This window comes from Paraburkholderia madseniana, from assembly GCF_009690905.1.
GTDB classification, from domain to species: Bacteria; Pseudomonadota; Gammaproteobacteria; order Burkholderiales; family Burkholderiaceae; genus Paraburkholderia; species Paraburkholderia madseniana.
Window position 1 is genome coordinate 80370 of record NZ_VOSW01000020.1, and the last position, 26675, is coordinate 107044.

Sequence of the window (26675 nt, forward strand, 5' to 3'; positions counted from 1 at the left end):
GGTTGCTGGAGACTTCATGAAAATTGACGTAGCGACGTTCCAAACGGTGTGGCTGATCACGTTCCTGTGCAGCGCCCTCATCACGACAGCGCTTTCGCGGATGTTTGCGCAGGTGGGCGCCTTCCGCTTCTGGGCCGTCGGCTTTTATCTGCTTGCCACCGCCACGGCATGCTTCGCGTTGCACAAGATCTGGCCCAGCGATCTGCTGTTGCTGGCCACCGCGACGCTGGCGTTGCAAAGCCGCATTCTGATCTGGACCGGCACGCGCGATCTGTTCGGTGAATCGGCGCCGTGGCGCGCCGGCCTCGTCGTCACTGCCGTGTTCTGCGTGCTGTATGGGAGCGTGCTGGCGTGGAATGCGCCGCTGGCGGTCCGCGCCGGCTTGCTGGCGCTGTTTTTCGCGCCATGCCGCGCGGCAACGCTGTATGAAGTCTACCGGCGGCGCCGTCCGCAACTTGGGGCGGCACGTATGCTGGTGGCGGTGGGTAGCGGCATCGCGACGCTCAATGCCATCGTGCCGCTCGTGCTGGTGCTGCTCGACCGCTCCAACATGACGTTGCTGTACGGCAATCCTCGCACCACCTCGGCGCTTTACGCCGTCGTGTTTGCAGGCGATCTGCTGCTGACCATCGGCCTGATCGTGCTGGCCCTGCACCATCTGATCGTCGAACGCGACATGCTCGCCACGCTCGACCGCGGCGCGCTGGAGCGTCTCGCCGAGTCACGGGAAATGCGCGGACTGCGCGAATCGCGGTCGCCGCACTGCGATGCGCTCGGCCACGACACGCCCGCGCAATGCCAGTCGCTGCCGGGGCCGGTTTGACGCAGCGCGCGGCCGCCTAGCCGGCCTTGCGCGCCTCGCGTGCGGAATCGGCCACCGACACGAGAATCGGCGTCGCCGCCTGCGCGGCTTCGCGCTTGGTGAGCTTGCCATCCACCGAGGCGCCACAATCCATCCGCAACTGCTGGTAGTAGATGTTGCCGGTCACGTGCGCATTGCTCTGCAGCTCGACGAAGTGATCGGCGATCACGTCGCCGACGATCCGGCCATTGACCACCACGTCATAGCCATGCACGTTGCCCTCGATCGAGCCGCGGTCGCTCAATACCAGCAGCGTCTGGGTGCCGGACTCGCCGCTGACGTTGCCTTTCACGTGGCCGTCCATGCGCAGGCCGTCGCTGAATACGAGGTCGCCCGTGATCCGCACGTCCTGTGCGATGAGGGTGGCAAGCTTGGTCTGCTGGATGCCCGCGTGTTTTTTCTTGCTGAACATAAGTATTTCCTGGAAATGAAAATGTTCGTCGCGTGATGCTTTCCGGGCGACGAGCCGGGAGGTGGGTTGCTCAGGTGCTGCGCTTGCCGCGTTGCGGTGTTACCTGCCTCGGGTTAGTACGGCGCTGGCTGTAGTTCGATGCAGAGTAGCCGAATACCGTGCCGCGCTCACCCACGGTTAGCGGCGCGGCGCCCCCGTTTGTGCCGGTGGCTTCGTCTTGCTTTGGCCGCGTAGAAACTGCAATTCGGCATTCAATCGCGCGACGTCGGCGGCGGCGGCGTCCGCGGTTTTCTGCACCGCGGCGCGCGCCGCGGATTCCTGCGCCAGCGCAAGCCGCGCGCGGGCGAGTTCCGTCTGCTCGCTGTCTACATCGACGGGCGCCGCGTTGCATTGTTCGGCCGGTGTGCCGGCGCGCTGCGCTTGCCACACCACAACGGACGCCGCGCCACCCGCCGCACTGAGCGCGCACACCAGCCCCCACAGGGCGACGCGCAGAACGAGCGGCCGCGTGGGCTGCAACGTATAGGCGCGATGGGTCAGACTGCCCGCATCGCGGGAAAAACGTCGTTCAACCATGGGGCGTGGGCGCGAAGAGCGCGAGGTAGGCAGCCGGATCGACCGGCGCGCCGTTGACCAGCACTTCGAAATGCAGATGCGGGCCGGTGGAGCGGCCGGTCGAGCCGACATCGGCGACATACTGGCGCGGCAGCACCAGATCGCCGACGTGCACGACGATGCGCGACGCGTGGCCGTAACGGGTCACGAGGCCGTTGCCATGATCGATTTCGACCGCGTTGCCATAGCCCGATTTTTCGCCGGCGAAGATCACCCGGCCGCCCGCTGCCGCAAGAATCGGCGTACCGGTTTTGGCGACCAGGTCGAGGCCCGGATGAAAACTCAAACGCTGCGTGAACGGATCGGTGCGATTGCCGAACGGCGAGCCGAAGCGCGCGCTGTCGGCGGGCATGCGGCCGGGAAAGGCGGCGTACGCGATCGCGTGGTCGGCAGTTTGTTGCTCGAGCGCGGACAGCGTCGCGGCGATGCAATCCAGTTGTTGCCGGGTGCGCGTGGCATCGGCATGACCGGCCGGTTGCGGCATGACGTCCGTACAGCGACGCGGCGGTAATGACGGGCCCCCCTCGCCTTCGCTATCGGTAGCGGAAGTGTCCGGTTCAGAGGCAGAGCCCGAGGTAGCTGGTGCAACCGGTGCGCGCGGCGCCGGTCGAGGTGTATTCAGACGTGCCTCGAAATCGCGCAAGGCGCCGACCTGCGCCGTCAGGCGCGCGATGCGCGGTTCGATCTGCGCCACGGATGCATTCAGCTTGCCGAGTTGATCGATCGCGTAGTCGTGCTCGACACGGTTCGCCGTCTGATCGCCGGAGCCGTGCGCCGGCCAATGCATGCCGATCGCGATGCCAGCGGCGAGCGCCAGCGCTGCTGCGCCGCACGCCGTGGCCACCGCAATGGTCAGCGCGGTGCGGCGTGTGACGAAGCTGACCGATCCGCTGGAAAGCTGACTGCCGGCGCGAAACACGGAGGACATCAGCGGTTCCCGGCGCGCGCCATGCGGCCCGCGCAAGACTGCGCACGGGCTGCACAAGGCACGTTCATCGTGTTCGGCTTATTGAACGTAATGAACGCACTGAGCGTGCTGAAGCGGGAGAGGAAATCGGCGGACAAGGCTAACGGCATGCGGCATCTGCCGGACAACATGCCGGCGGCGATAATGGACAAAGGGCGCCGATTATCGCCTGGCATCACGAACCATCATCTCAAATACAGATGGCCGCAAGCGAATCCGCACTCAAGCCGGCGCCGCCGCCGCGTGCGCCTCTATCCGATCAAGCCCTTCCAGTTCCCTGAGCCGCGCAACCAGTGCATCGCCGGCACGCGTCATCGGCATGCGTAATTCGTCGCGTATCAGGCCTTGCGCGGCGAGCAGGGCCTTCACAGGTGCCGGATTCGGTTCGGCGAACAGCGCGTGGATCAGCGGCACGAGCTCGTGAAAAATACGCCGTCCTTCGTCGAGCCGTCCCGCTGACAGCGCACGATACAGCGCGACGAACCGTTCCGGCCGCAGATGCGCCGAGGCCGCGATCGCCCCGCTCCCACCCAGACACAGAGTGTTGAAGATGGTGATGTCCTCGCCGGTCAGCACCTGCAAGCGCCCGTCGCGAATCAGCGCGATCGTGGTGTCGAGCGAACCGGCGCAATCCTTCACCGCTTGAATCCGCGGATGCGCGGCAAGCGTCAGCAGCGTGTCGAGTTCGAGCCGCACGCCGGTTCGATAAGGAATGTCGTACAGCACGACGGGCTTGTCGCTCGCATCGGCAAGCGCCATGAAATGCCCGACGATGCCCGCTTGCGAAGGCCGGATGTAATACGGCGCGGCCATCAGCACACCGGCGATCGGCAGTGCGTTCAGTTGCTCGATGCGCTCCTTCATGCTCGCCGTGTGATTGCCCGACACGCCGACCAGCACCGGCAGCGCCTGTGCGTCTGCGCCGTCTGCGCCGTGAGCGGCGGCTCGCGCTTCGTCGAGAATCGTCGCCAGCACGGCGTCCTGCTCGGCGTCGTCGAGCGCGGCCGGCTCGCCGGTGGTGCCGAGCGCGACCAGCCCGGCGATGCCTGCGTCGGCATAGCGGCGCACCAGCGCACGCAGCGCGGCGTGATCCACCTCGCCGTCGGCGAATGGCGTGACGAGCGGAACCCAGATACCCGAAAAAATAGACATGTCTTTACCTCGATGACGACCGTATCGATTCCGATCAGTGGTGCGAGGGAGGAAAAACAGGGAATGCCGCAGGGGGCGTTGACCGGCTGTTCCGTCGCAACATCTGACGGAACAGCAGCTCCGGTCAGATGAGCGGCTGTTTTTTGGCTTTGGCGCTAACGCTCGGGAAACCCGCGCGTGCAACCACGACGCTCGCAAAAGCGAGACGGGCGATGGTTGACGGACGGAGTCGGAGCGTTTGGCCGGGATGCATGAAACGCAGTGTAACCGCGTCTAGGGCGAGTTTGCAAAGCTGGTTTGGCAAACGGGTTTGCCAAACCAGCAAAATTGCTTGACTTCTGCGACAGGGAAACTAATATACGCACCGCGTACATAGCCGATACGCAGCCCTTTCCCGACAGGTGCCCGCATGAGCGTCCCACAACAAGCTTTCCTACGCGACGCGATGCGTCGCATGAACATGACCCGCGAGACGTTCGCGAGCCGTATTGGCGTGTCGCGCCGCGCGCTCGACACATGGCTGCTGCCGGACGATTCGCAGGAATCGCGGGCCATGCCGGAGATCGTGGAGCGTTTCGTGTCGGAAATCGTGGTACATGGCGAGCCCGGTGAAAACTATACGCAAAGCGTAGACTCACAGTCGCTGGCGAGCCAGATGCTGTTCGAGGGCAAGCCGCAGCTGCTGTCGGTCGATCAGTTCTCGCGCGACTCGGTCGAGGCGCTGTTTCGCGTCGCCGACATCATGCAGCCGATCGCGCGGCGCCGGAAAATCTCCCGCGTGCTCGAAGGCGCGGTGCTCGGCAATCTGTTTTTCGAGGCCAGTACGCGGACCCGCGTGAGCTTCGGCGCGGCATTCTGCCGCCTCGGCGGTTCGGTGTGCGACACCACCGGCTTCACGTTTTCGTCGATGGCCAAGGGTGAGTCGATCTACGACACCAGCCGCGTGATGAGCGGCTATGTGGATGCGCTGGTGATCCGCCATCCGGAGCAAGGCTCGGTAGCCGAATTCGCGCGCGCCACCAACGTGCCGGTGATCAACGGCGGCGACGGCCCGGGCGAGCACCCGAGCCAGGCGCTGCTCGACCTGTACACGATCCAGCGCGAGTTCTCGCGGCTCGGCAAGATCGTCGACGGTGCGCATATTGCGCTGGTCGGCGACCTGAAATATGGCCGCACGGTGCATTCGCTGGTCAAGCTGCTGGCGCTGTATCGCGGCATCAAGTTCACGCTGATTTCGCCGCCCATGCTCGAAATGCCGAGCTACATCATCGAGCAGATTTCGCGCAACGATCACGTGATCGAACAGACCCACGATCTGCCCGCCGGGCTGCGCGGCGCAGACGTGGTGTACGCCACACGCATCCAGAAAGAGCGCTTCACCGACGAATCCTTCGAAGGCTATACACCGGACTTCCAGATCAATCAGGCGCTGATGGACAGCGTGTGCGGCCCCGACACGCTGATCATGCACCCGCTGCCGCGCGACAGCCGGCCGGGTGCGAACGATCTGAGCGTCGACCTGAATCACGATTCGCGCCTGGCGATTTTCCGCCAGACCGATAACGGCATCCCGGTGCGGATGGCGATTTTCGCGGTGCTGCTAGGTGTCGAAAAGCTGGTCCAGCATTCGATGCGCGACGCCGCGTGGCGCCCGCCCGTTTATCTCGGTCCGGACGATGCGGTGTTTCACGGCATCGATTGATCAGGATTCGATGATTGAAAGAGACGGCCTTGCGGCTCAACCGCAAGGCCGTTTCCGCAAGCGCAACACCGATCTTCAGTACCCACCCGATTAAATCCGGACTAGACTGGATTCGTCAGTGCCCTCCTCAACCGCAGCATCAACCGTGTCAGTCGCCTTTAAAGAAGTCGCTTATTGCAGTGCGTCACGGATCGATTCGATCCCGGATTCACCCACATACGAACAGGACGACTCATCATGGCTGACACGGGTTATATGGCGCGCAAATCCGTCGCGGATATTGTCGCAAGCGCGGAGGGCGGTGAACGCCACCTGTCGAAATCGCTGGGCGCGCTCAGCATTACGGCGATGGGTATCGGCGCGATCATCGGCGCCGGCATCTTTGTTCTGACCGGCACGGCCGCGGCCCATTACGCGGGGCCGAGCATCATTCTTTCGTTTGTCCTCGGCGGGATTGCCTGCGCTTTTGTCGGACTCTGCTACTCCGAGCTGGCTGCCATGCTGCCGGTCTGCGGCAGCAGTTATACCTACACCTATGCCACGCTCGGCGAATTATTCGCGTGGGTCATCGGCTGGGATTTGATCCTCGAGTATGCGATGGGCGCGGCGACCGTTGCAGTCGGCTGGTCAGGCTACATCGTGAGCCTGTTGCACAACGTCGGGATCAACATTCCGCCCACCATGGCGGCTGCGCCCGGCACAACGGTGACGCTCGCCGACGGCAGCACGGTGGCCGGTATCGTCAATTTGCCGGCGGTCTTCATTATCGCCGTGCTGACCACCATGCTCGTGCTCGGCACCAAGGAGTCGGCGCGGCTCAACAACATCATGGTGGCGATCAAACTGACTGTGGTGTTCGCGTTCATCGTCATCGGCGCCTTCTTTGTCCATCCGGCCAACTGGCATCCGTTCATTCCGCAGAATACCGGCGAATTCGGCAACTTCGGCGCGAGCGGCATTCTGCGCGGATCGGCCGTCGTCTTCTTCGCGTTCATCGGTTTCGATGCGGTGTCCACCGCGGCCCAGGAGGCACGCAAGCCGCAGATCGACATGCCGATCGGCATTCTGGGCTCGCTGGTGATCTGCACGCTGCTCTACATTGCGGTCGCCGGCGTGCTGACCGGACTCGTTCCGTATGCCGAGCTCAACGTCCCGGATCCGATCGCGAAAGGTGTCGATGTGATCGGCGTCACCTGGTTCTCCGTGCTCATCAAGATCGGTGCGCTGACCGGCTTGACGACCGTGATACTCGTGCTGCTGTATGGCCAGAGCCGCATCTTCTTCACGATGTCACAGGACGGCCTGCTGCCGCAACTATTCGCGCAAGTTCATCCGCGTCTGCACACACCTCATTTGAGCCAGATGATGATCGGTGCCATCGTCGCGGTTGTGGCGGCGTTTACGCCGATCAACGTGTTGGGCGAGATGGTTAGCATCGGCACCCTGTTCGCGTTCATTCTCGTCTGCGGCGCCGTGATCTATCTACGCCGCAGCGACGCAGACGCCGCGAGGCCGTTCCGCGCGCCGGGCGTGCCGGTGATCCCGATCCTCGGGATTCTGTTTTGCCTGCTGCTGATGGCCGGGCTGCCGCTCGTCACGTGGCTGCGGCTCTTCGTCTGGCTCGTGATCGGGCTCATCATCTATGGGATCTACGGTCGCAATCATTCGCGCCTTCGCTATCCGGAGCGCAAGCGCGACTGATATCACAGACGATGCGGTATTTCACGGCATCGATTGAACGACTGACTAACCGATTACGATTTGCCCATATATAAAGCGGCCTTGCTGTGAATCAGCAAGGCCGCTTTTTTATGCCGCCGCGGTTAAGCCGCTACACACTCAACTCCATGCTTGCGGCGACGTGCTGTCCACCACCGTGCATTGCAGACCGGACATACGGCCGGCGGCGTCGATGGCCGCCTCCAGTTCAGCAAACGGATACGACTTCAACTCGACCGCCGCGAGCGGAATCTGCCCGGACGTGACGAGCGAAACCAGCGCGAGATAGTCAGCGCGCGTGTACATGAAGTGGCCGATCAATTCCCAGTTGTTCAGCAGCATCTCCCTGTAGGTAATCGGCAGGTCCACTTGCATGCTGCCCATCAGCACGAGTCGCCCGCCGCGGCTCAGGCTGCGCAATGCGACCAGGGTTGCGTTTGCGTCCGTGGCCTGCCCGACCATGTCGAACGCGAGGTCCGCGCCGCCACCGCTTGCGGCGCGAATCGCCGCTATGTCTTGCGCGGCATCGCCGCTCAGTACGACGGGGACCACCCGCCCGCGGCCTTGCTCGACCAGCGCTTGCAGCGGTTCCGGACGCCGGCCGAGCGCGACGACCTTGCTCGCGCCGAGGGCCAGCGCAGCGAGTACGGCAGCCGAGCCGAAGTAACCGCTTGCGCCGTTGACCGCCACCGTCTCGCCCGCTGACAGACGGCCGCGTCGCAAACCACCGAAGGGCACCGCGAACTTCGCCAGGACCGCGAGGCGTGCGGCATCGATTCCATCCAGACCGTCCAGTGCAATCAGCGTTGACGCAGGGAACTCGGCCAGTTCGCGTAAGGTGCCGTGCGGAAACTCAGCCAGCAGCGCAGCGCTGTCGGCGCTAATAGCGGTAAGCCCTAACAGCGCTTGCGCCGGCTCGTGCACCGTTTCGTCGGCGATCCAGTAAGGATTCACGGCAACGCGTTGACCGGCGCGAAATGCCACCACGCCCTCGCCGACCGCAACGACCCGGCCAACACCATTGGTGCCGGGCGAAAACGGCGTCGGCGGATACGCGTAGGGCAACTTCCCTTCGACATATTCACGCGTGTAACTGAGCAGAGGCACCGCCTCCATCCGCACCAGCACGGCGTTCCTGCGCGGTTGCGGTTGGCTCACGTCGCGCAAGGCCAGCGGCTTGCCGGGTTCGTCGAGCATCCAGGCTTTCATGTTGAGCTTCCTTCAGTTCGTTTCGGTGCTTGAACTGTAGTAGCGCGGTACGTATTCTAGAAATCAATTACTCATATGCGACCTATCAACATGATTGATCTCCGCGGTATCGATTTGAATCTGCTGGTTTCGCTCGACGCGTTGCTCGCCGAGTCGAACGTCACGCGTGCGGCCGCGCGGCTGCATCTGACGCAACCGGCCGTCTCCACGCAGCTTTCGCGCTTGCGGCAGATCTTCGGCGATCCGCTGCTGCTGCCCGCCGAAACCGGCCGCGGCATGACGCGCACGGCCAGGGCGCTGGAGTTGATGGAGCCGCTTCATGCCGCGTTGAAGAATCTCGAAGCGGTGGTGCGCCACCAGCCGGCCTTCGATCCTCATACCGATACGCGGCGCTTCGTGATTGCCGCGCACGACAACGCCACCGCGGTACTCGGCATGCGCCTGATGGAGTGCTTGCCGGCGTCGGCAGGGCCGGGCGTGCGCGTGGCGTTCGTGATTGGCGATCAGCCCACCGCCGCGTCCCGGCTCGAAAGCGGCGAGATCGACCTGCTGCTCGGTTCCGACCGGATGATTCCGCCGTCGATGAAAGTCCGCAAGCTCTACGACGAGCATTTCGTGTTCGTGCAGCGCAAGGGCCACCCGCGCGGCGACGCCCCACTCGATCTCGACACCTACTGCGAGCTCGATCACGTGCTGGTGTCGACCAGCGGCGGCAGTTTTCACGGCTTCATGGACGAGCATCTCGACGAACTCGGCCGTGAACGGCGCGTCGCGCTGTCGCTCCAGCACTTCGCGCTGGTGCCGGAGTTGCTGTCGAAAACCGACTACGTTTCGACGCTGCCGTTGCGCTTCGCAGCACGCTACCTCGACCGGCTCGACACCTTTGCGCTGCCCTTCGAGGCGCGCGGCTTCACGTTGTACGCAGGCTGGCATCCGCGTAACCAGGCCGATCCGGCGCTCGTGTGGCTGCGGGAGATGCTGGCCGAGTTGGCCGCACAGTAGGAAATCGGGCGGACACCGTCCGCCGTTCGATCAGAAAATGCGCATCACGCGCTACAACCGCCGCTCGCAAGACCGACGCACAGTCAGTCATCTCCGCGCCAGCCGCGGTCGTCAAACCCACTCCTTCCCCAGCCATCCTCGTCGATCAGCCAGCCAATTTCACGAATTGGCACGCACGTCCAATTCCACGACCAAAGATTTTTGATGAGAACGCTTCTCAATTACAACCAGATTGCATAGAATGCACGCCGAAAACATTTTGTAATAAACATGGAATATCTGGGTAAGGAATGCGTTGTTCACCCGGGCACCAGCGCTCATGACGGGGATAAAAATGAAGTTGCGGTCCGACGAACCGAAGCTCGGCAAAATCAGCACGACGCTGTGCAGCATGCTGGCGGCAGGTCCCGCGCTCGCGCAGGGCACGGCCGGCACGGCGCCGCCTGACAAGGAAAGCCAGCTCGCGCCGATCGCCGTGCAAGGCCAGGCGGACGACGGCTTCAAGACCGACCACTCGGCGTCGGTCAAATTCACCGCGCCGCTGGTCGATACGCCGAAGTCGGTGACCGTGATTCCGCAGGAGTTGATCAAAAGCACGGGCGCCTCGACGCTGACCGAAGCGCTGCGCACGGTGCCGGGCATCACGTTCGGCGCCGGCGAAGGCGGCAACCCGCTCGGCGACCGGCCGTTCATTCGCGGCTACGACGCCCAGGGCAGCACCTTCGTCGACGGCATGCGCGACATCGGCGCGACCACTCGCGAAGTGTTCAACATCGAAAGCGTGGAAGTGACCAAGGGGTCGGACGGCGCCTATGGCGGCCGCGGCGGCGCGGGCGGCAGCATCAACCTGATCACCAAGACTCCGCATCTGGGCAATTCCGCCGACGGCAGCGCGGGCCTCGGCACCGACCGCTACCGCCGCTTCACTGCCGACGGCAACTGGCAGATGGCCGATCACGCGGCCTTCCGCCTGAATGTGATGAGCCACAACAACGACGTGGCCGGCCGCGACGCGGTCAACAACGAGCGCTGGGGCATCGCGCCGTCGTTCACCTATGGTCTCGGCACGCCGACCCGCGTCACGGCGAGCTACTACCGCCTCTCCACCGACGACCTGCCCGACAGCGGTATTCCGTACTTCTACACGACCACCAACAAGCCGGCCAACGTCAATACGATCTATCCGGCCAACGTGGACCGGCATAACTTTTACGGCCTGATCGACCGGGATTTCCGCAAGACGACTTCGGACGTCGGCACCGTGCGCATCGAGCACGACATCAACAGTAATCTGACGATCCGCAACACCACGCGTTATACGAAATCCACTCAGGACTACATCTGGACGCAGCCGGACGACAGCCAGGGCAACGTCGTGAACGGCATGGTGTGGCGCCGCGCGAATACGCGCGCCAGCGACGTCTACAGCCTCGCGAACCAGACCGAACTGTTCGGCGAGTTCAAGACGGGCTTCCTGAAACACAGCTTCACCACCGGCCTCGAACTGTCGCGCGAAACCAGCGTGAATGATTCGTACACCGTCGCAACGGCCACCGGTGCGATCTGCAAGACCAAGGGCATCGGCGCGGCGTCGGGCTATAACTGCACGAGCCTGTGGTCACCGAATCCGAACGACCCGTGGGCCGGCTCGGTCAAGCAAACGAACGATCCGAGCGAGCAGCGCACCACCACCAAGTCGCTGTATGCGTTCGATACGATCGAACTCACCAAACGCTGGCAGGCCAACGTCGGCTTGCGCGTCGACGATTACTCCACCGATTTCCGCAACACGGTGGCCAACGGCGGCAAGCGCACCTCGCGCGACGACACGCTGTTCAACTACCAGTTCGGGCTCGTCTTCAAACCGGCTTCGAACGGCAGCGTGTATGCGTCGATCGCGACTTCGTCGACGCCGGCCGGCGCCCTGCTCGGCCAGGGCAGCGAAACGCAATCGTTGACGCCGGGTCGCAACGGTGTCGGTGCGAACGCGGATCAGCTAGCCCCGGAAAAGAACCGCAGCATTGAACTCGGCACCAAGTGGAATGTGCTGGACAACCACCTCTCGCTGACGGGCGCGCTGTTTCAGATCGATACGACCAACGCCCGCGTCACGCTGCCGAACAACGAATACGCAATGGTCGGCAACAAGCGCGTACAAGGTTTCGAATTCGGTGTGGCCGGTCAGTTGACGAACAAGTGGCAGGTGTTCGGCGGCTACACGTACATGAAGAGCCAGTTGCGCGACAACGGCAAGACCACCTCGGATAACGGCCACCAGTTCCCGAATACGCCGAAGAACAGCATCAGCCTGTGGACCAACTACGACGTGCTGCCGAAGTTCACGATCGGCGGCGGCGCGTTCTACATGTCGCAGGTATACGGCGATACGGCGAACCTACGTGCGGTGCCGTCGTACTGGCGTTTCGACGGCGTGGCGACGTACCGCATCAACAAGAAGGTCGATCTGCAACTGAACGTGCAGAACATCTTCAACCGGACGTATTACGACCAGGCGTATCCGGCGCACTACGCATCGATCGCAGCCGGCCGTTCCGCCTTCCTGACGCTCAACGCGCATTACTAAGCACAGGCATGACGGAACAGGTAACGCTGAAGGCGCTGGCGACCGTGTCGCATGACGAACTCGCCGCGATTCTCTCCGGGCCACCGGACACCGCTGCCGCGTGGGTGGCGGCAGCCGCGCATAACGGCATCGTCGAAGCGCAGGCGGTGTACGGGCAGTATCTGCTCGACGGCCATGGCGTGGAACGCAACGCCGAGGAAGCGTTAACCTGGTTCAAGCACGCGGCCCGGCAGGATCATCCGATGGCGATGAACATGTTGGGCCGTTGCTATGAACACGGTTGGGGAACCACCGCGTGCGCGCCGGTAGCGGTCTACTGGTACCGCCTCGCAGCGCAGGCCGGACTCGACTGGGGGATGTACAACTATGCTTCAGCGCTGGCGCTCGGCAATGGTGTGGCGTGCGATCGTGCGCAAGCGTTGGTGTGGTTCCGGCGTGCCGCCGAAATAGGTCACGTTAAGTCGATCAACTTTATCGGCAGCTTTTACGAGGACGGCTGGGAAGTCAAGGCCGACGCAAACATCGCGCTCGACTATTACCGTCGTGCAGCGGTGGGCGGCGACTTCCGCGGCCAGTTCAACTATGCGCGGCTACTGGCTGAACGCGGCGAGATCGATGCCGCGCTGCAATGGTTGCGGCGTGTGCCGCATACCGCAACACCGGCGTTCGTCGAGAAAATGCAAGCGTGGCTGGCCGCTTCGCCGGTGGCCGCATTTCGTGCGCTGGCCAAAGAGATCGATGAAGATATCAACGAAGAGGTGCGCGCATGATGCTGCATCTGCAAGGCGTGCTCAGCAAACAACAAGTCGCGCAATGCCGCGAAATCCTCGACGCGGCACCATGGATCGACGGCAATGCGACTTCCGGCGAGCAGTCGGCGCAGGCCAAGCGCAACCAGCAATTGCCCGAAGGCTCCCCCGCCGCGCGCGCGGTTGGCGATGCGATTCAGGACGCGCTCGGCCGCAATCCGCGCTTCTTTGCCGCCGCGTTGCCGCTGAAAGTCTTTCCGCCACTCTTTAACCGCTATGCAGGCGGCGATGGTTTCGGCACGCACGTGGACAACGCGATCCGCCAGTTGCGCGGCACCGACTTCCGCATCCGCAGCGATCTGTCGGCCACGCTCTTTCTGGCCGAGCCGGAGTCCTACGACGGTGGCGAACTCTGCGTCGAAGACACCTACGGCGTGCATCGCGCGAAGCTACCGGCCGGCGACATGGTGCTCTACCCCGCTTCGAGCCTGCATCACGTGAGCCCGGTGACGCGTGGCGTGCGGGTCGCGTCTTTCTTCTGGATCCAGAGCATGGTGCGCGACGACGGCGAACGCGCCATGCTGTTTCAACTCGACAACGACGTGCAACATCTGGCGGCCGAGAAAGGTTCGAACGATGCAACCGTGGTAAGCCTCACCGGCATCTATCACAATCTGCTGCGCCGCTGGGCCGACGCCTGATCTGGCGGACTCCTCGTCTGACGCAAAACAGTCTTTCTTTTTGCACGCAGAAAGAAGGCACTTCCGCATATTTACTTTCCCGTTCGTTAAGCGCAACGTCCGTGGTTGACGCGCGTCGCTACGTTTCTGGTTGCGCTCGCAAGGATTCGATCCGATTCGCCGTGACTCGATAGCCGGGTCGCAGCGGACGCCGTTGCGCCGCGTCGGCATATCGTTGCATTCGCAACGGCACCGAAATTGCTGAGAACGATGGGTTAGGCCACGACGCTTCGGATGCCAACGTGCGGGTATCCGCGCGTCGGTTACCCGCATGTCGGCATCCGCACGTCGCCAGCCTGCATTGACCTTTCAATGGAGCCAGCAGACCTTCATGTCCACGAAGAACGAACGTCAGGATTCGGGCGACGCGCCCGCCACCACGCCATCCCAACCGTCGCGCCGCCGCTTTCTGCAGTCGGCTGCCGCAGCCGCCACGGTCGGCGCGGCGCCGCATCTGCGCGCGCAAACACAAACACCCACCCCGGCCGCGCTGCCTGCGGAGGTCCGTTCACCTGTGCCGGGCCGTCCGGTCACGCTGACGATCAACGGCCGCGCTTACACGCTGCAACTCGAACCGCGCGTGACCTTGCTCGATGCGCTGCGCGAGTACGCGGGCCTGATGGGTACCAAGAAAGGCTGCGACCGCGGACAGTGCGGCGCATGCACGGTGATCGCCGACGGCCGTCGCATCAATTCCTGCCTGACGCTCGCCGTGATGCATGAAGGCGAGAACATCACGACGGTGGAAGGACTCGCCAGCAACGGCGTGCCGAGTCCGTTGCAGCGGGCCTTCATCGAACACGATGCGTTCCAGTGCGGCTACTGTACGCCCGGGCAGTTGTGTTCCGCGACTGCCCTGCTGAACGAATTCCGTAACGGCACGGCTAGCACCGTGACCGCCGATGTCCGCAGCCGGCCTCCACAACTTTCCGACGACGAGATCCGCGAACGCATGAGCGGCAATATTTGTCGCTGCGGCGCGTACGTGAATATCGTCGCTGCGGTGCGCGCCGTGCATGAAGGCGGTGGGCAGAACGTTGCAAACGGGAGTGGCAGTGCCAGCAACGCCAGCAGCGGTAGCGACAACCGCCACAACGCCTGACGGAGCGACCAGCATGGATGCGATCTCTTACGAACGCGCCGGCGACGTCGCCGGCGCCGTGCGCGCGGCGCAGCAACCGGGTGCGGTGTTCATCGGCGGCGGCACCAATCTGCTCGACCTGATGAAGGGCGGCGTAGCGCGGCCGCTGCGGCTCATCGATATCACGCACATCAGCGGACTCGATACGGTCACCACGCTGCCCAATGGCGGCATCCGTATCGGTGCCCTGGTGCGCAACAGCGATGCCGCCAATCACGCGCTGGTGCGCGAACAATACCCGTTGCTGACGCAAGCATTTCTGGCGGGTGCGTCGTCACAACTGCGCAATATGGCGACCGTGGGCGGCAATCTGTTACAGCGCACGCGCTGCGGCTACTTTTGCGACACCGCCTTCACGCAGTGCAATAAGCGCATACCAGGCAGTGGTTGCGCGGCGCTCGAAGGCCACAATCGCACGCACGCGATTCTCGGTGCGAGTCCGCAATGCATCGCCGTGAACCCGTCGGATATGAGCGTGGCGCTCGCCGCGCTCGATGCCGTCGTGCGCGTGAGCGGACCCATAAGCGGACCCGCAGGCGAGCGAACGATTCCATTTGCTGACTTTCATCGGCTTCCCGGTGACCGGCCCGACATCGATACGACTTTGCAGGCGGGCGAGTTGATTACCGCCGTCGATTTGCCGCCACCTTTGTTCAGCGCGAACGCTCACTATCTGAAGGTGCGTGACCGGGCCAGTTACGCATTTGCGCTGGTCTCGGTGGCCGCCGCGTTGCAGATGGACGGCGACCACGTGAGAACCGCACGCATCGCGTTGGGCGGCGTCGCGCACAAGCCGTGGCGCGCAAGCGCGGCCGAGCAGATGCTCAACGGCCAGCCGCTCATGCAGGCGAGGTTGCATGAGGCCGCAGCCGCCGCGCTACACGATGCCAGACCACAGCACGAGAATGCGTTCAAGGTGCAGCTCGCGCAACGCGCGATCGTGCGCGCAGTGAATCTGGCCGCGGGCCGCACCAGAGGTGTCGCATGAATCTGATTGGTCAACCGCTCGACCGCATCGACGGTCTGCTGAAAGTCAGCGGCGAAGCACGCTACGCCGCCGAGTTCCCCGAGGCGCGGCTCGCGCATGCGGTGCTGGTTACCAGCACGATTGCAAGCGGCACGATTGCGTCGATCGATGCGAGCCGCGCGCAAGCGCTGCCAGGCGTGCTGCTGGTGATGACGTATCAGAACGCGCCGCGCCTGCCGAATGGCGGCAAGCCCGCGTTGGCGTCGCCGGCAGGCAGGCGCCTGTCGCTGCTGCAGGACAATCAGATTCACTACAACAACGAGCCGGTCGCGGTGGTGGTTGCCGATACGCTCGAACATGCCACCGATGCCGCACGTCAACTGCGCATCACTTATCAGAGCAGCGCCGCGGTACTCGATTTCACGCAAGCGAAGCCGAACGGACATGCGCCCGACAAACCGCAAGGCCGCACCACGGACACGCAACGCGGCGACTTCGAGGACGGTATGCGCAGCGGCCCAGTCCACGTCGATGCCGTTTACACGACACCGATCGAGCATCACAACCCGATGGAGCCGCACGCCACGATGGCGCACTGGGACGGCCCGCAACTCACGCTCTACGACTCGACGCAAGGCGTCAGCAATGCGGCGCAGGCGGTCGCCAGGACGTTCGGCATGTCGCCAGGCGACGTCCGCGTGATTTCGCCGTTTATCGGCGGTGGCTTCGGTTGCAAGGGTTCGTCGTGGTCGCACGTATCGTTGTGCGCGATGGCGGCGAAACAGACCGGGCGCCCGGTGCGCCTCGTGCTCGAACGGCCGCAGATGTTCGGCTCTGTCGGCGCGCGGCCACGTACCGAGCAGCATTTCACACTTGCCGCGCGGCACGACGGCACACTGACCGCGATGCGCCATGGCAGTGTTTCGAACACGTCGATGTTCGAAGACTGGACCGAGACCTGCTGCATGGTCACGCGCATGTTGTACGCGGTGCCCAATCAGATCACGACGCACCGGATCGTGCCGATGAATCTCGGCACGCCGACTTTCATGCGCGCGCCCGGCGAGACAACTGGCTCGTTCGCGCTCGAATCGGCGATGGACGAACTCGCTGTAGCGTTGAAGATGGACCCGCTAGCGCTGCGCCTGAAGAATTACGCCGATGCCGATCCGCAGGAAAACAAGCCGTGGTCAGGCAAGTCCTTGCGCGAGTGCTATCAGATCGGCGCGCAGAAATTCGGCTGGTCGCGGCGCACCGCCGCTCCACGCTCGATGCGCAACGGCAACACGCTGATCGGCATGGGCATGGCAACGGCCACCTATCCGGCCAACCGCAGCGAAGCCGCAGCCATCGCGCGGATTCTGCCGGACGGCAGCGCCATGGTCGCCTCCGGCACACAGGACCTCGGCACCGGCACCTATACGGTGATGACCCAGGTGGCCGCCGACGCCCTAGGCTTCGCGCCGGAAAACATTCACTTCGCGCTCGGCGATTCGTCGCTGCCGAGAGCGCCGGGGTCGGGCGGCTCGCAATCGGCGGCGAGCGTTTCGCCCGCCGTGCGCGAGGCCGCAAGCCAGGCGCGCAGCCAGTTGATCGCGTTGGCACTCGCCGACGAAGCCTCGCCGGTGCACGACATCGCGCCCGACGACATCACGGTGGAAAACGGCTGGGTCATGAGCCGCTCGCAACCGGCGAAGCGCGATCCGGCAGCGGCGATCATCGCGCGCTCAGGCGGCAAGCCGATCGAAGCCACCGCGACGGTCAAACCCGGCGATGAACGGCAGAAGTACTCGCTTCACTCGTTTGGCGCAGTCTTTGCCGAAGTCCATGTCGATGCGGACCTCGGCACGATTCGCGTGGCGCGCGTGGTCGGCGTTTATGACGTGGGTCGCGTGCTAAACCAGAAAACCGCGCGCAGCCAGATGCTGGGCGGCATCGTGTGGGGCGTGGGAGCGGCGCTCCAAGAAGATACCTCGCTCGATACGCGCTATGGCCGCTTCACCAATGCGAATCTCGCCGAGTACCACGTGCCGGTGAATGCCGACATCGGTTCGCTCGACATCACGTTTATCGATCGGCCTGATCCGTACGTCAACTCGCTCGGCGTGCGCGGCATCGGCGAGATCGGCATCACCGGCGTACCGGCGGCCATCGCGAATGCGGTTTATCACGCGACCGGCGTGCGCGTGCGCGATCTGCCGGTGACGCTCGACAAGGTGATGGGGACGACGCGCGCATAACGGCCCATGCATTGCCGCTTGCCTGCCGATGCGTTGCATCGCACAATCGGGCACATCCTTCCTATCGGTGCCCGCCCATGGCCTACGCCTCGCTCGCTACTGGCGTGCTGCTCGCCGCCGGCTTCGGCTCCCGCTTCGACCCGGACGGCCTGCACAACAAACTGCTCGCGCAGATGCCCGACGGCACACCCGTCGCGCACGAAGCGGCGCACCGGCTGCTGCGGGTTGTCTCGCGCGTGCTGGCCGTGGTGCGGCCGGGCTCGGACGCCCTCGCGCGCCTCCTGAACGACGCCGGCTGCGACGTGGTGTTCGCCGAGAGCGCCAATCGTGGCATGGGTGCGAGTCTCGCCGCCGGCATCGAAGCCAGCGACGACGCCGAGGGCTGGATCGTCGCGCTTGCCGATATGCCGCGCATCGCCACCCCGACGATCGAAGAAGTGGCGCGTGCGCTCGACGGCGGCGCTTCGATCGTCGCGCCGTTTTATCAGGGCCAGCGCGGCCATCCGGTCGGCTTCGGCATCGAGCATCGGGACGCATTGATCGCGCTCGACGGCGACACCGGCGCACGCGCGCTGTTGACCTCGCAGCGGGTAATGCGGCTGGATGTCGACGATCCCGGGATTCTGCGCGACGTGGATACGCCGGAAGATCTGCGCAACGTTTAGCTTGAGCGCGACAGTGCCGTGGACAAACCGGCGCGGAAATTGAATGGGTGGGACCGAACGTAGAGGCTGATCACAAACCTAGTGACACCTGCTGACGGCACATTCTGAGAACGAGCTGCCTAAGCCAACGATGAACCGGGTCATTCTCCAGACGAGGATGCCACATCTGAGAAACCGTAAAACCCTCAGTCGCCACAGGAAGCTCAAACGCGTAGACGCTGACGGCTGCAGCGGGCTGAGTGTTCACAAAAGAGGCAGGCAGGAGCGCTACCAGATCGGACGCTCGTGCCACCGCTAACGCGGCCGGAAAGCTCGGCACAACCGCGACGGTCGTTCGCTCCAAACCAGACAGGGCAATCGCAGCGTCAAGAGAGTCGATTGTCTGGCGACCGTACGGAGCGACGACGTGACCATACGCTGCGTACTGCTCGATCGTCACGTCCTGTTTCAGGTCCAGGGGATGCCCCTTTCTGACAACACCGAGGTAGCGGTCTCGAAACAATGCCTGGACGCGAATTTCAGGCCCCATATCCTCCAGGACACCAATCTCGAGATCCGCGCAGCCTCCTGCTGATGGCGCCTGGATGGGTCCAGACAGACATGGGTGGTCCAACGGCGCGCTTGACCATCGAGGAAAGCATTCCGAACCTGGTCAATACGATCGAGGCTAATGAAGGGCGCGCCGGCCTGCATTACCTTGACTACCTCGGAAGGGTCGTTCCCTGGTGATGGGCCGTGTAACGGGAATACCTGTCTGTCTGATTGCGGACATGTCTCTTCCCCAGTTGCAATGATGCGCGCCCGTTGCATCGGCTTGATCCGGCTGACTTGATCCAGGCCGGCGTTTTAGCGCATACTGTATATCCATACAGTATTTTGGCCGCATAGGTACGCGCATCTCCATGCGCGCATCCACGGCGCGTCGGCATGAAACGCATTTCGATCGAACCGTCTTTCGCCATATGGCGGCGCGCCGCGCGGGTGCTGCTGCAGCAAGGTGTCGAGCCCTCGCAGATCGAGTGGGTTGAGTCTGAAGGTAAAGCCGGCGCGCCGGGCGTGCTGGCTACTGAGTCCGCCTTCGCCACGGCGGGCGCCTCCGAGACAGGAATCGCCCCTCCCCCAGCCTTCGCCACGCCTGCGATTCCCCGCGAACTGCTCTCCTGGCTGAAAACGGCGGCGTGCTTCCGTGCGCCGGACCGTTGGGCGCTGCTGTACCGCGTCCTATGGCGCTGGACGCGCGGCGAGCGCAACGTCCTCGATCTCGACGACCCCGACGGCGCGCTGCTGGATCGACGCATCCGGACTATCGAGCGCGAAACCGAGGATCTGCTGACACTCACCTTGTTCAGACGGCGTGATCCGTCGATGGAGGCGCCCGAATTCGTCGGCTGGTACGAGCCGCATCATGACTTGCTGGAGCGTGCCGCCGAGCGGTTCGCCAAGCGCACGGGCAATTCCACGTGGATGCTGGCCACGCCGCACGGCGCGGTGTTCTGGAACGGCATGCTGCTGCGCATCGACCGGCCACTGGTGGCGGAGTGCGAGCAAGCCGCGCCTGTATTGGAGGTCAACGCCATGACCGGCGAAGCCATCACAAGCACCCCCACGGAAGCGCTCTGGCTCGCGTACTACTGCAGTACCTTCAATGCCCAGCCGTCGCCGGTGCCGCTGCGCTACTGGAGAAGGCCGCCCGCGGGTCCACCGCTGCCCGCACACCTCGCGCGCGAACGCAGTCGTCTCGGCGCGCAAAGCGCGGCCGTCACCGTTCCGCCCATGCCACCGATCGAGTATTCGGCCGTGACGCCCCCTTTGCGGGAGCCCACTGGCCCGCTCGCCACCTGCCGGCGCTGCGCGTTATGGCGCAACGCGAAGCAGGCGGTTGCGGGCGCCGGGCCCGCGCCTGCCGCGATCATGGTGATTGGCGAGCAACCGGGCGAGCACGAGAACCAGCACGGCGAGCCCTTCACCGGGCCGGCCGGTCAACTGCTGGACACCGTGCTGGCGCGCGCCGGGCTGGAGCGCGAGGCGCTGTATCTGACGTATGCCGTCAAGCATTACAAATGGGAAACACTCGACCAGCAGCGCGTCCATCGCACGCCCGTGTGGCGCGAAGTCGAGGCTTGCCAGTACTGGCTGGAAAAAGAACTGGCGCGGGTCGCGCCACGCGTCATCGTCGCACTCGGCGCGACGGCGTTGCAAACACTGACCGGCCCGCACGTCAATCTGTCCGAATACCTCGGTCAAACCATCGCTCACGACGGGCGCCTGATCGTGCCGACCTGGCACCCGTCGTATGCACTAGGAATGGCCGACGCCACATTGCGTGACGACATGGTGGCGACCATTGCGGCGGCGTTCAGCCGCGCGGCGGCGCTGGCGGGAGACAGCGCGCTACCTGAAGGTGAGCATGTTCGGGATAGGCCAGTTGCACAACGGTGAGCCTCTGCGGGAGCCCACGGCAGAACCGGCCCGCTCAGGCATGCGGCTTGCGTCGACCACACCGGTTACACAAACCGCGCCGATTCCGCCTAAGCTGATGTGACGCCGCCAATCCAGCAAGTTTGTCGCGCGCAATATCGAAGCTTCGAATGCGGCCCGCGCGTCTCGAAACCACCCCATGTCCCATGAGCGAAACCAGTCCACGCCTTTTCATCGTCTCGCCCCATTTCGACGACGCCGTCTTCAGTTGCGGCGCATTACTCGCCGCCCATCCTGACGCCGCGGTCTGCACGGTGTTCGCCGCCTCGCCCGAGCACGAAATGCATACCGAATGGGATCAAAAATCGGGTTTTGCGAGCGCCCATCAGGCCGTCCACGCCCGCACGCTCGAAGACAACCTCGCGCTGGAAGTGCTCGACGCGATTCCGCTACGCATGCCGTTTCGCGGCGGCCAATACATGGACTCGCCGTCGATTAGCAAATTGGCGGCCGTGCTTGAAGAGACCATCTACCGCACGACCGCGAACACGCTGCTCATGCCGCTCGGCCTGCATCACGACGATCATGTGCTGGTATTCGAAGCCTGCTGCGAAATCCTGCCGCGCCTGTCGCATCTCACGTGGTTTGCCTATGAGGACGCGATCCACCGCCGCACGCCCGGCGTCGTGCAGGCGCGGCTCGCCGACCTCGCGCAACGCGGCATCGTCGCGACGCCGGCCTATCCGAGCGTCGGCCACACGATTGATCTTCAGCGCCGCACGCAGCTCAAACGCGAAGCGGTGAACGCTTACGCAAGCCAGCTACACGCCTTCGGCGCAGGCAATTACGACGACGTTTTCGCCACCGAACACTACTGGCAATTGAGCGTGGGGCGCCGCAGGAAAAAGTAAGGGGTGCGCGGCGTGCTGGATCGCCTACGCTAGAAGGAAACGGCCGGCGTGCAGGTGAGTTCGACCGCCAGCGGCCGTACCGCCCCCGCTTTCCGTTCGCCTCTCAACCCAAAGGTGATGCAATGAGCTACGACATGCATACCAGCCCGATTCCCGACCCGAACGCCGATCCGAACCGGGACCCGGAAGCCGATCCGCTCGTCCCGCCGTCGCCGGGTCATCACGCCGAGGAGCCCCAGCGGCCCGATGGGCCGCCGGACAAAGACCCGGTGTGACGGCACTGCGCGCGTATTACCGGATCACTACCGGACCATGACAGCACGCGCGACTGATCGCGTGCTTTAGCGCGTCAGCTCGCTAAAACCTTGCAGCAGACGGTCGATGTCGGCGGCGTGGATGTTGCCCATCGTCGAGATGCGGAACAGTTCGGCCGACAGCCCGCCTTGACCGGCATAGATGACGAAGCCGCGCGCCTTCAGTGCGTCGTGCAGTTGCGGGTACGCCACGCCGTCCGGCAAGCGATACGCGCGCAGCACCACCGACGATTGCTCCGGCGGCAACACACTGCCGATGCCCCGCTCCGCCAGGCCCGCGCGAGCCTGCTCGGCGAGCGCCGCGTAACGTGCGTGGCGCGCTTGCCAGCCGCCTTCGTCGGCGAGTTCGCGCAGCGCTTCGACCAGCGCGTAATACGCATGGACCGACGGCGTGAACGGCGTATTGCGCTGATCCTGCAAACGCGCGAGGCGCCCGAGGTCCAGGTAATACGTGCGGCTCGCCGCCTGCGCGAGCGCCGCGCGCCGCACCAGCACGAACGACGCGCCCGGCACGCCATGCAGACACTTGTTCGCGGTCGCCGCAACGGCGTCGAGACTCGCGTCGGCGAAATCGATCGCTTCCGCACCGAAGCTGCTGACGCCATCCACCAGCAAACGCAGATCGCGTTCGCGGCACAGCGCGCCGAGCGCTTGCAGATCGTTCAGACGGCCTGTGGTTGTTTCGTGATGAATCACGGCCACGTGAGTGAACGCTTTGTCCGCGTCGAGGCGTTCGGCGATCTTCGCGAGATCCGGCGCCTGCATCCAGTCGTGTTTCAACGACTCATGCGCGATGCCGTATTGCGTGGCGATCTGCGAAATACGCTCGCCGTACACGCCGTTTTCTACGACCAGCAGCTTGCCATTTTGCGGCACCAGCGCGGCGGTCATGCTTTCCACAGCAGCCGTGCCGGAACCGGTCATCAACACCGCTTGCCATTCGCCTGCGTCGAGGCCATACAGATCGACCAGACGCGTGCGCGCCTCTTCCTGCAAGTCGAAAAACTCGCTTTCACGGTGGCACAGATCCGTTTGCAACAGGCTGTTGCGGACGCGTTCGGTGAGCGTCACGGGGCCGGGATTGAGCAGCAGCATTGAGCACACTCCTTAAGCGGCGCCGATGTGGCGCATCAGGCGCGTCTTCACATCGGGCGGGGTGATAGTGGGACGCGGCAGGCCATCGGGCGTGCCGCGGCGAATCGCCAGCCGCGCGAAGCGCGGACCATGGGGCGACGGCGCGGTTTCGAACAGCTCGTCGATCACGTTGACGTCGTCGCTTTCGACCGCCGACGCATAACCACACGCCGCGGCCACACCCGCAAACGAGACTTGCGACGACACCGTCGCCTGGCCGCCAGTCGAGTCGTGCGCGCCGTTATCGAGCAGCACGTGCGTGAGATTCGACGGGCCGTACGCGCCGAGCGTCGCGAATGCGCCCATGCGCATCAGCGCGGCGCCATCGCCGTCGAGCGCGACCACGTGCAGGTCAGGGCGCGCAAGCGCCAGACCCAGCGCGAACGGCGTCACGCAACCCATCGAGCCGACCATGTACAACTGGTTGGGACGGTCGTCGATGGCATAGAGTTCGCGACCGCAGAAGCCGGTCGACGCGAGCACCACCGTCGATTCGAGCGGCGTGTGCGCGATGATTTTCTGCAGCGCGTCGTGACGTGAAGCCAAATCATTCGCCGCGATGTTTTTGAATTGCGAACGCGGCGCGACCGGCACGCGGCGAGCGCCCGTGGCGCCCTCTTTCAACTCGTACGGCGCCACGCTGCCTTTTTGCATCACGAGCGCGTACGGCCGGCCGGTTTCATCCATATGAGCAATCGCGCGATCCAGCGCCGGGCCGATCGCGTCGGCTTCGGTCGGGAAGGTCTCCCACGGAATCTCCATCGTATCGAGCATCGCGGGCGTGACCGGGCCCATCAGCGCGTGCTGCGGTTCGTCCGCGACGCCGAGTTGCCCGCGCCACGTCACGATCAGCAACTGCGGCAGACGGAAAGTCCACGTGAGCGAGGTCAACGGACTCACGGCATTGCCGAGGCCGGAGTTCTGCATCATCGTGATGCCGCGCCGGCCGTTCTGCGCGCCGAGCGTGACGCCCGCGATCAACGCGACCGCATCGCCTTCATTGGCGGCCGAGACGTAATGCAGCGACTCATCCTGCAACACGTAGTTGATAAACGGCGTCAGATACGAGCACGGTACACCTGCATACCAATCGAAGCCGCGTTCACGCGCCGCCTCGACGAACTGTGCTGCCTCGATCATTGCGCGGCTCCGCTGGCTGCGCCCTTGCGGTTGTCGGCCGCCGCCGCGAACGGCGCTTGTGCATGCGCGAAATCGCCGGCACGACGGAAATCTTCCAGATCGTTCACACCGCGCCAGTGGCCGTGCACGTATTGCACTTCGATCGATTCACCCGCTTCGATCAGCGCGTTCAGGAGCGTAGGCATGTCGAGCGAATCGAAATCCGGGCGTGCCTGCAGTTTGCCGAGTACCGCTTGCAAACGCTCACGCCCTTCGCCGCGCACATTCAGCAGACCGACCCAGCGGCCATGCGGCGTTTGCGAAGCGATGGCCGACGCGGCCTCCTGCCCGCTCGACACATGATGCAGCGTGACCTTGTTGCCGAACAGCCCGCGATCGTCGGCTGCCGAGCACCATGCGAAGTCGCGCACGCTGGCGTTTTCCGCATCGGTCAGCGACGAATCGACCACCACGCTGAACGCGGCTTCGCTCTCGACCAGGTCGCGCAGAATGTAGCTGCGGAACAGCAGATCGCCGTAGGAGATGACCGTATCGCCCGCGAGCTTGTCGACGGCGCAGGCGAGCGACGCCAGCTCGCCGGTTTGCGCGTGACGTTCGTTGACGACCAGCTTGATGCCGGCCGTATCGATCGCATCGGCGCGATAACCGCCGACCACGGTGATGTCGTTGACGCTCTGCTTCTTGAACGCATCGATGAGCCAGCGCAACAGCGGCTTGCCCGCGATCGGCAGCATGACTTTCGGACGATCTTCAGTGACGGCTTCGAGGCCCTTGCCGCGGCTGGCCGCGAGCACGATGGCGGAGCCCGCCGAGCGTCCGCTCGACAGATAGCGGTCTTCGGCTTCCGAGTATTCGTCGGCGTCTTGCAGACGGAAGATTTCGTTGACGGCCGCGATGCTGTCTTCGACGTTGACGAGCGTTTCGCTCGAATGAATTTCCTTGGCGACGGCCTGCATGGCCGAGGTCGCCGCGCGGATCAGATGATTTGCCCAGATAACCGTGCTGATGCCGGCTTCGCGGAACACTTCGGTGGGCGTGCTGTAGTACTTGGTCGGCACGATGACGAGCGGCCCGCGGCCGGCCCACTCGCGCGCGAACTCGAGGATTTCATCGGGACGCGAGAGCTTGCTGTGAATCAGGATCGCGTCGGCGCCTGCTTGCCGATAGGCTTCCGCGCGACGCAGTGCCTCGTCCATGCCCCAGCCGGCGATCAGTGCTTCGACGCGCGCGACGATCGAGAAATTTTCATCCGTCTGCGAGTCTTTACCGGCTTTGATCTTGCCGCAGAACTCGTCCATATCGGCGAGCGGCTGCGCTTCGCCGTTGATGAAGCTATTGGTCTTGGGGAATTGTTTGTCTTCGATGCAGACGCCGGCGATGCCGCGTTGTTCGAGCTTGCGCACGAGACGTCGCACGTTGTTGAAGTTACCGTAGCCGGTGTCGCCATCGAGGAGGATGGGCAGATCACTAGCGTCGGCCATGAATTCGAGGTTGTCGACGACTTGCGTCCAACTGGCTTCGTTGTTGTCGCGCACGCCGAATTGGGCGGAGATCGCGAGACCCGAACCCCAGATCGCCTTGAAGCCGGCTTCGCGGACGATACGGGCGGAGAGACCGTTGTGGGCCTCCATCATGAATTCGAGTTCGTTGCTGATGAGCATCTGGCGCAGGCGTGCGCTGCGCGAAGCGGAGATGAAAGCGGGTTCGCGGGCGTTCATTTTTTTGACTCCTGTTGGCGGGCTTATTGGGGCTCTTTTTTGCCCGGCTGGTGCTGGAAAATGGCGACTATAGCTGAAATCGTTTTTATTCGGCGTTGAGGTGGTATTGGGGGTTTTTGATGTTGTTATTAAGTGGTGAAATGTGTTGTTTTTTGCATTTCATGCAATGGCGTTTGGGTTTGGATTTTTTTGGCGTTATGTGGAGGAATGTGATTGGGCCCTGCGGGGCTTGGGGTTTGGGGTGGTTTTTTTGTTTTTCTTATTTGATTTTGATTTTGATTTTTTATATTGTCTTTGCTTATACTGATTCTTTA

General features: G+C 63.8%; 24 protein-coding genes and 1 pseudogene. 16 read left to right on the plus strand and 9 right to left on the minus strand.

The window, feature by feature from the left end:
• Positions 1 to 16 precede the first annotated feature (16 nt).
• Complete coding sequence (locus tag FSO04_RS12865; protein WP_154560045.1) at positions 17 to 823, plus strand: hypothetical protein; 807 nt, start codon at positions 17 to 19, stop codon at positions 821 to 823.
• A 16-nt stretch (positions 824 to 839) separates the two neighbouring features.
• On the opposite strand, the gene FSO04_RS12870 is transcribed toward FSO04_RS12865, so the two are convergent.
• The 4 genes from FSO04_RS12870 to dapA form a co-directional block, all read right to left on the minus strand.
• Complete coding sequence (locus FSO04_RS12870; RefSeq protein WP_154560046.1) at positions 840 to 1274, minus strand: bactofilin family protein; 435 nt, start codon at positions 1272 to 1274, stop codon at positions 840 to 842.
• Positions 1275 to 1451: 177 nt separating this feature from the next.
• Positions 1452 to 1850 (minus strand): hypothetical protein, encoded by a 399-nt coding sequence (locus tag FSO04_RS12875; RefSeq protein ID WP_154560047.1) that lies wholly within the window; start codon positions 1848 to 1850, stop codon positions 1452 to 1454.
• Entirely contained in the window at positions 1843 to 2817 is a 975-nt protein-coding gene (locus FSO04_RS12880) for a M23 family metallopeptidase (protein ID WP_154560048.1), read from the minus strand. Before FSO04_RS12880 ends, FSO04_RS12875 begins: the two co-directional genes overlap by 8 nt.
• A 261-nt stretch (positions 2818 to 3078) precedes the next feature.
• Positions 3079 to 4008, minus strand: coding sequence for a 4-hydroxy-tetrahydrodipicolinate synthase (gene dapA, locus FSO04_RS12885; RefSeq protein WP_154560049.1), 930 nt, complete (start codon positions 4006 to 4008; stop codon positions 3079 to 3081).
• Positions 4009 to 4417: 409 nt separating this feature from the next.
• Between dapA and FSO04_RS12890 the strand changes: the two genes are divergently transcribed.
• Together FSO04_RS12890 and FSO04_RS12895 are read left to right on the plus strand one after the other, a co-directional pair.
• Entirely contained in the window at positions 4418 to 5710 is a 1293-nt protein-coding gene (locus FSO04_RS12890) for an aspartate carbamoyltransferase (protein ID WP_054038849.1), read from the plus strand.
• A gap of 237 nt (positions 5711 to 5947) precedes the next feature.
• Positions 5948 to 7411 carry an amino acid permease gene (locus FSO04_RS12895; protein WP_154560050.1) on the plus strand — a complete coding sequence of 488 codons (1464 nt, stop codon included), beginning with the start codon at positions 5948 to 5950 and terminating at the stop codon, positions 7409 to 7411.
• A 138-nt stretch (positions 7412 to 7549) separates the two neighbouring features.
• Here FSO04_RS12895 and FSO04_RS12900 read toward each other — a convergent pair whose 3' ends face one another.
• Positions 7550 to 8638 carry a zinc-binding dehydrogenase gene (locus tag FSO04_RS12900; protein WP_154560051.1) on the minus strand — a complete coding sequence of 363 codons (1089 nt, stop codon included), beginning with the start codon at positions 8636 to 8638 and terminating at the stop codon, positions 7550 to 7552.
• A 90-nt stretch (positions 8639 to 8728) separates the two neighbouring features.
• Between FSO04_RS12900 and FSO04_RS12905 the strand changes: the two genes are divergently transcribed.
• The 8 genes from FSO04_RS12905 to FSO04_RS12940 all read left to right on the plus strand — a co-directional run bounded on the left by FSO04_RS12905 (position 8729) and on the right by FSO04_RS12940 (position 18726).
• Positions 8729 to 9640, plus strand: coding sequence for a LysR family transcriptional regulator (locus FSO04_RS12905; protein ID WP_154560052.1), 912 nt, complete (start codon positions 8729 to 8731; stop codon positions 9638 to 9640).
• Between the two features lie 334 nt (positions 9641 to 9974).
• Positions 9975 to 12224: a TonB-dependent receptor gene (locus FSO04_RS12910; protein WP_154560053.1), complete on the plus strand. Its 2250-nt coding sequence runs from the start codon at positions 9975 to 9977 to the stop codon at positions 12222 to 12224.
• Positions 12225 to 12232: 8 nt separating this feature from the next.
• Positions 12233 to 12994 carry a tetratricopeptide repeat protein gene (locus tag FSO04_RS12915; protein ID WP_154560054.1) on the plus strand — a complete coding sequence of 254 codons (762 nt, stop codon included), beginning with the start codon at positions 12233 to 12235 and terminating at the stop codon, positions 12992 to 12994.
• Positions 12991 to 13674: a Fe2+-dependent dioxygenase gene (locus FSO04_RS12920; RefSeq protein WP_154560055.1), complete on the plus strand. Its 684-nt coding sequence runs from the start codon at positions 12991 to 12993 to the stop codon at positions 13672 to 13674. Before FSO04_RS12915 ends, FSO04_RS12920 begins: the two co-directional genes overlap by 4 nt.
• A gap of 370 nt (positions 13675 to 14044) precedes the next feature.
• Positions 14045 to 14815 carry a (2Fe-2S)-binding protein gene (locus FSO04_RS12925; protein WP_154560056.1) on the plus strand — a complete coding sequence of 257 codons (771 nt, stop codon included), beginning with the start codon at positions 14045 to 14047 and terminating at the stop codon, positions 14813 to 14815.
• A 13-nt stretch (positions 14816 to 14828) separates the two neighbouring features.
• Complete coding sequence (locus tag FSO04_RS12930) at positions 14829 to 15842, plus strand: FAD binding domain-containing protein (protein WP_154560057.1); 1014 nt, start codon at positions 14829 to 14831, stop codon at positions 15840 to 15842.
• Positions 15839 to 18061, plus strand: a complete 2223-nt coding sequence (locus tag FSO04_RS12935; protein ID WP_154560058.1) for a xanthine dehydrogenase family protein molybdopterin-binding subunit — start codon at positions 15839 to 15841, stop codon at positions 18059 to 18061. Before FSO04_RS12930 ends, FSO04_RS12935 begins: the two co-directional genes overlap by 4 nt.
• 77 nt (positions 18062 to 18138) lie before the next feature.
• Positions 18139 to 18726 (plus strand): nucleotidyltransferase family protein, encoded by a 588-nt coding sequence (locus tag FSO04_RS12940; protein ID WP_154560059.1) that lies wholly within the window; start codon positions 18139 to 18141, stop codon positions 18724 to 18726.
• 70 nt (positions 18727 to 18796) lie between these two features.
• Here FSO04_RS12940 and FSO04_RS12945 read toward each other — a convergent pair whose 3' ends face one another.
• Positions 18797 to 19255: a LysR substrate-binding domain-containing protein gene (locus FSO04_RS12945; RefSeq protein WP_199203027.1), complete on the minus strand. Its 459-nt coding sequence runs from the start codon at positions 19253 to 19255 to the stop codon at positions 18797 to 18799.
• Between the two features lie 23 nt (positions 19256 to 19278).
• On the opposite strand from FSO04_RS12945, the pseudogene FSO04_RS47470 reads away from it, so the two are divergent.
• From FSO04_RS47470 to FSO04_RS46325, 4 genes and pseudogenes are all read left to right on the plus strand, one after another.
• Positions 19279 to 19455: pseudogene (locus FSO04_RS47470) on the plus strand (3-oxoacyl-ACP reductase); the annotation flags it as partial.
• A gap of 198 nt (positions 19456 to 19653) precedes the next feature.
• A complete protein-coding gene (locus tag FSO04_RS12955) occupies positions 19654 to 21165 on the plus strand; it encodes a UdgX family uracil-DNA binding protein (protein ID WP_154560060.1) in 1512 nt (503 codons plus the stop codon).
• Between the two features lie 185 nt (positions 21166 to 21350).
• Positions 21351 to 22055 (plus strand): PIG-L family deacetylase, encoded by a 705-nt coding sequence (locus FSO04_RS12960; protein ID WP_154560061.1) that lies wholly within the window; start codon positions 21351 to 21353, stop codon positions 22053 to 22055.
• A gap of 122 nt (positions 22056 to 22177) precedes the next feature.
• Positions 22178 to 22330 (plus strand): hypothetical protein, encoded by a 153-nt coding sequence (locus FSO04_RS46325; protein WP_166618176.1) that lies wholly within the window; start codon positions 22178 to 22180, stop codon positions 22328 to 22330.
• Positions 22331 to 22396: 66 nt separating this feature from the next.
• Here the strand turns inward: FSO04_RS46325 and FSO04_RS12965 are convergent, their stop codons facing one another.
• Genes FSO04_RS12965 through aepX form a run of 3 tightly spaced genes read right to left on the minus strand, consistent with a single transcriptional unit; the run spans position 22397 to position 26361 of the window.
• The gene (locus FSO04_RS12965; RefSeq protein ID WP_154560062.1) at positions 22397 to 23464 is read right to left on the minus strand and encodes a 2-aminoethylphosphonate aminotransferase; all 1068 of its coding nucleotides are present in this window, start codon (positions 23462 to 23464) and stop codon (positions 22397 to 22399) included.
• Between the two features lie 12 nt (positions 23465 to 23476).
• A complete protein-coding gene (aepY, locus tag FSO04_RS12970; protein WP_154560063.1) occupies positions 23477 to 24643 on the minus strand; it encodes a phosphonopyruvate decarboxylase in 1167 nt (388 codons plus the stop codon).
• Positions 24640 to 26361, minus strand: a complete 1722-nt coding sequence (gene aepX, locus FSO04_RS12975; RefSeq protein WP_154560064.1) for a phosphoenolpyruvate mutase — start codon at positions 26359 to 26361, stop codon at positions 24640 to 24642. The genes aepY and aepX overlap by 4 nt, the downstream gene beginning before the upstream one ends.
• A 119-nt stretch (positions 26362 to 26480) precedes the next feature.
• Between aepX and FSO04_RS47225 the strand changes: the two genes are divergently transcribed.
• Positions 26481 to 26675: hypothetical protein (locus tag FSO04_RS47225; RefSeq protein ID WP_206753077.1), on the plus strand; the 195-nt coding region annotated here is incomplete at its 3' end.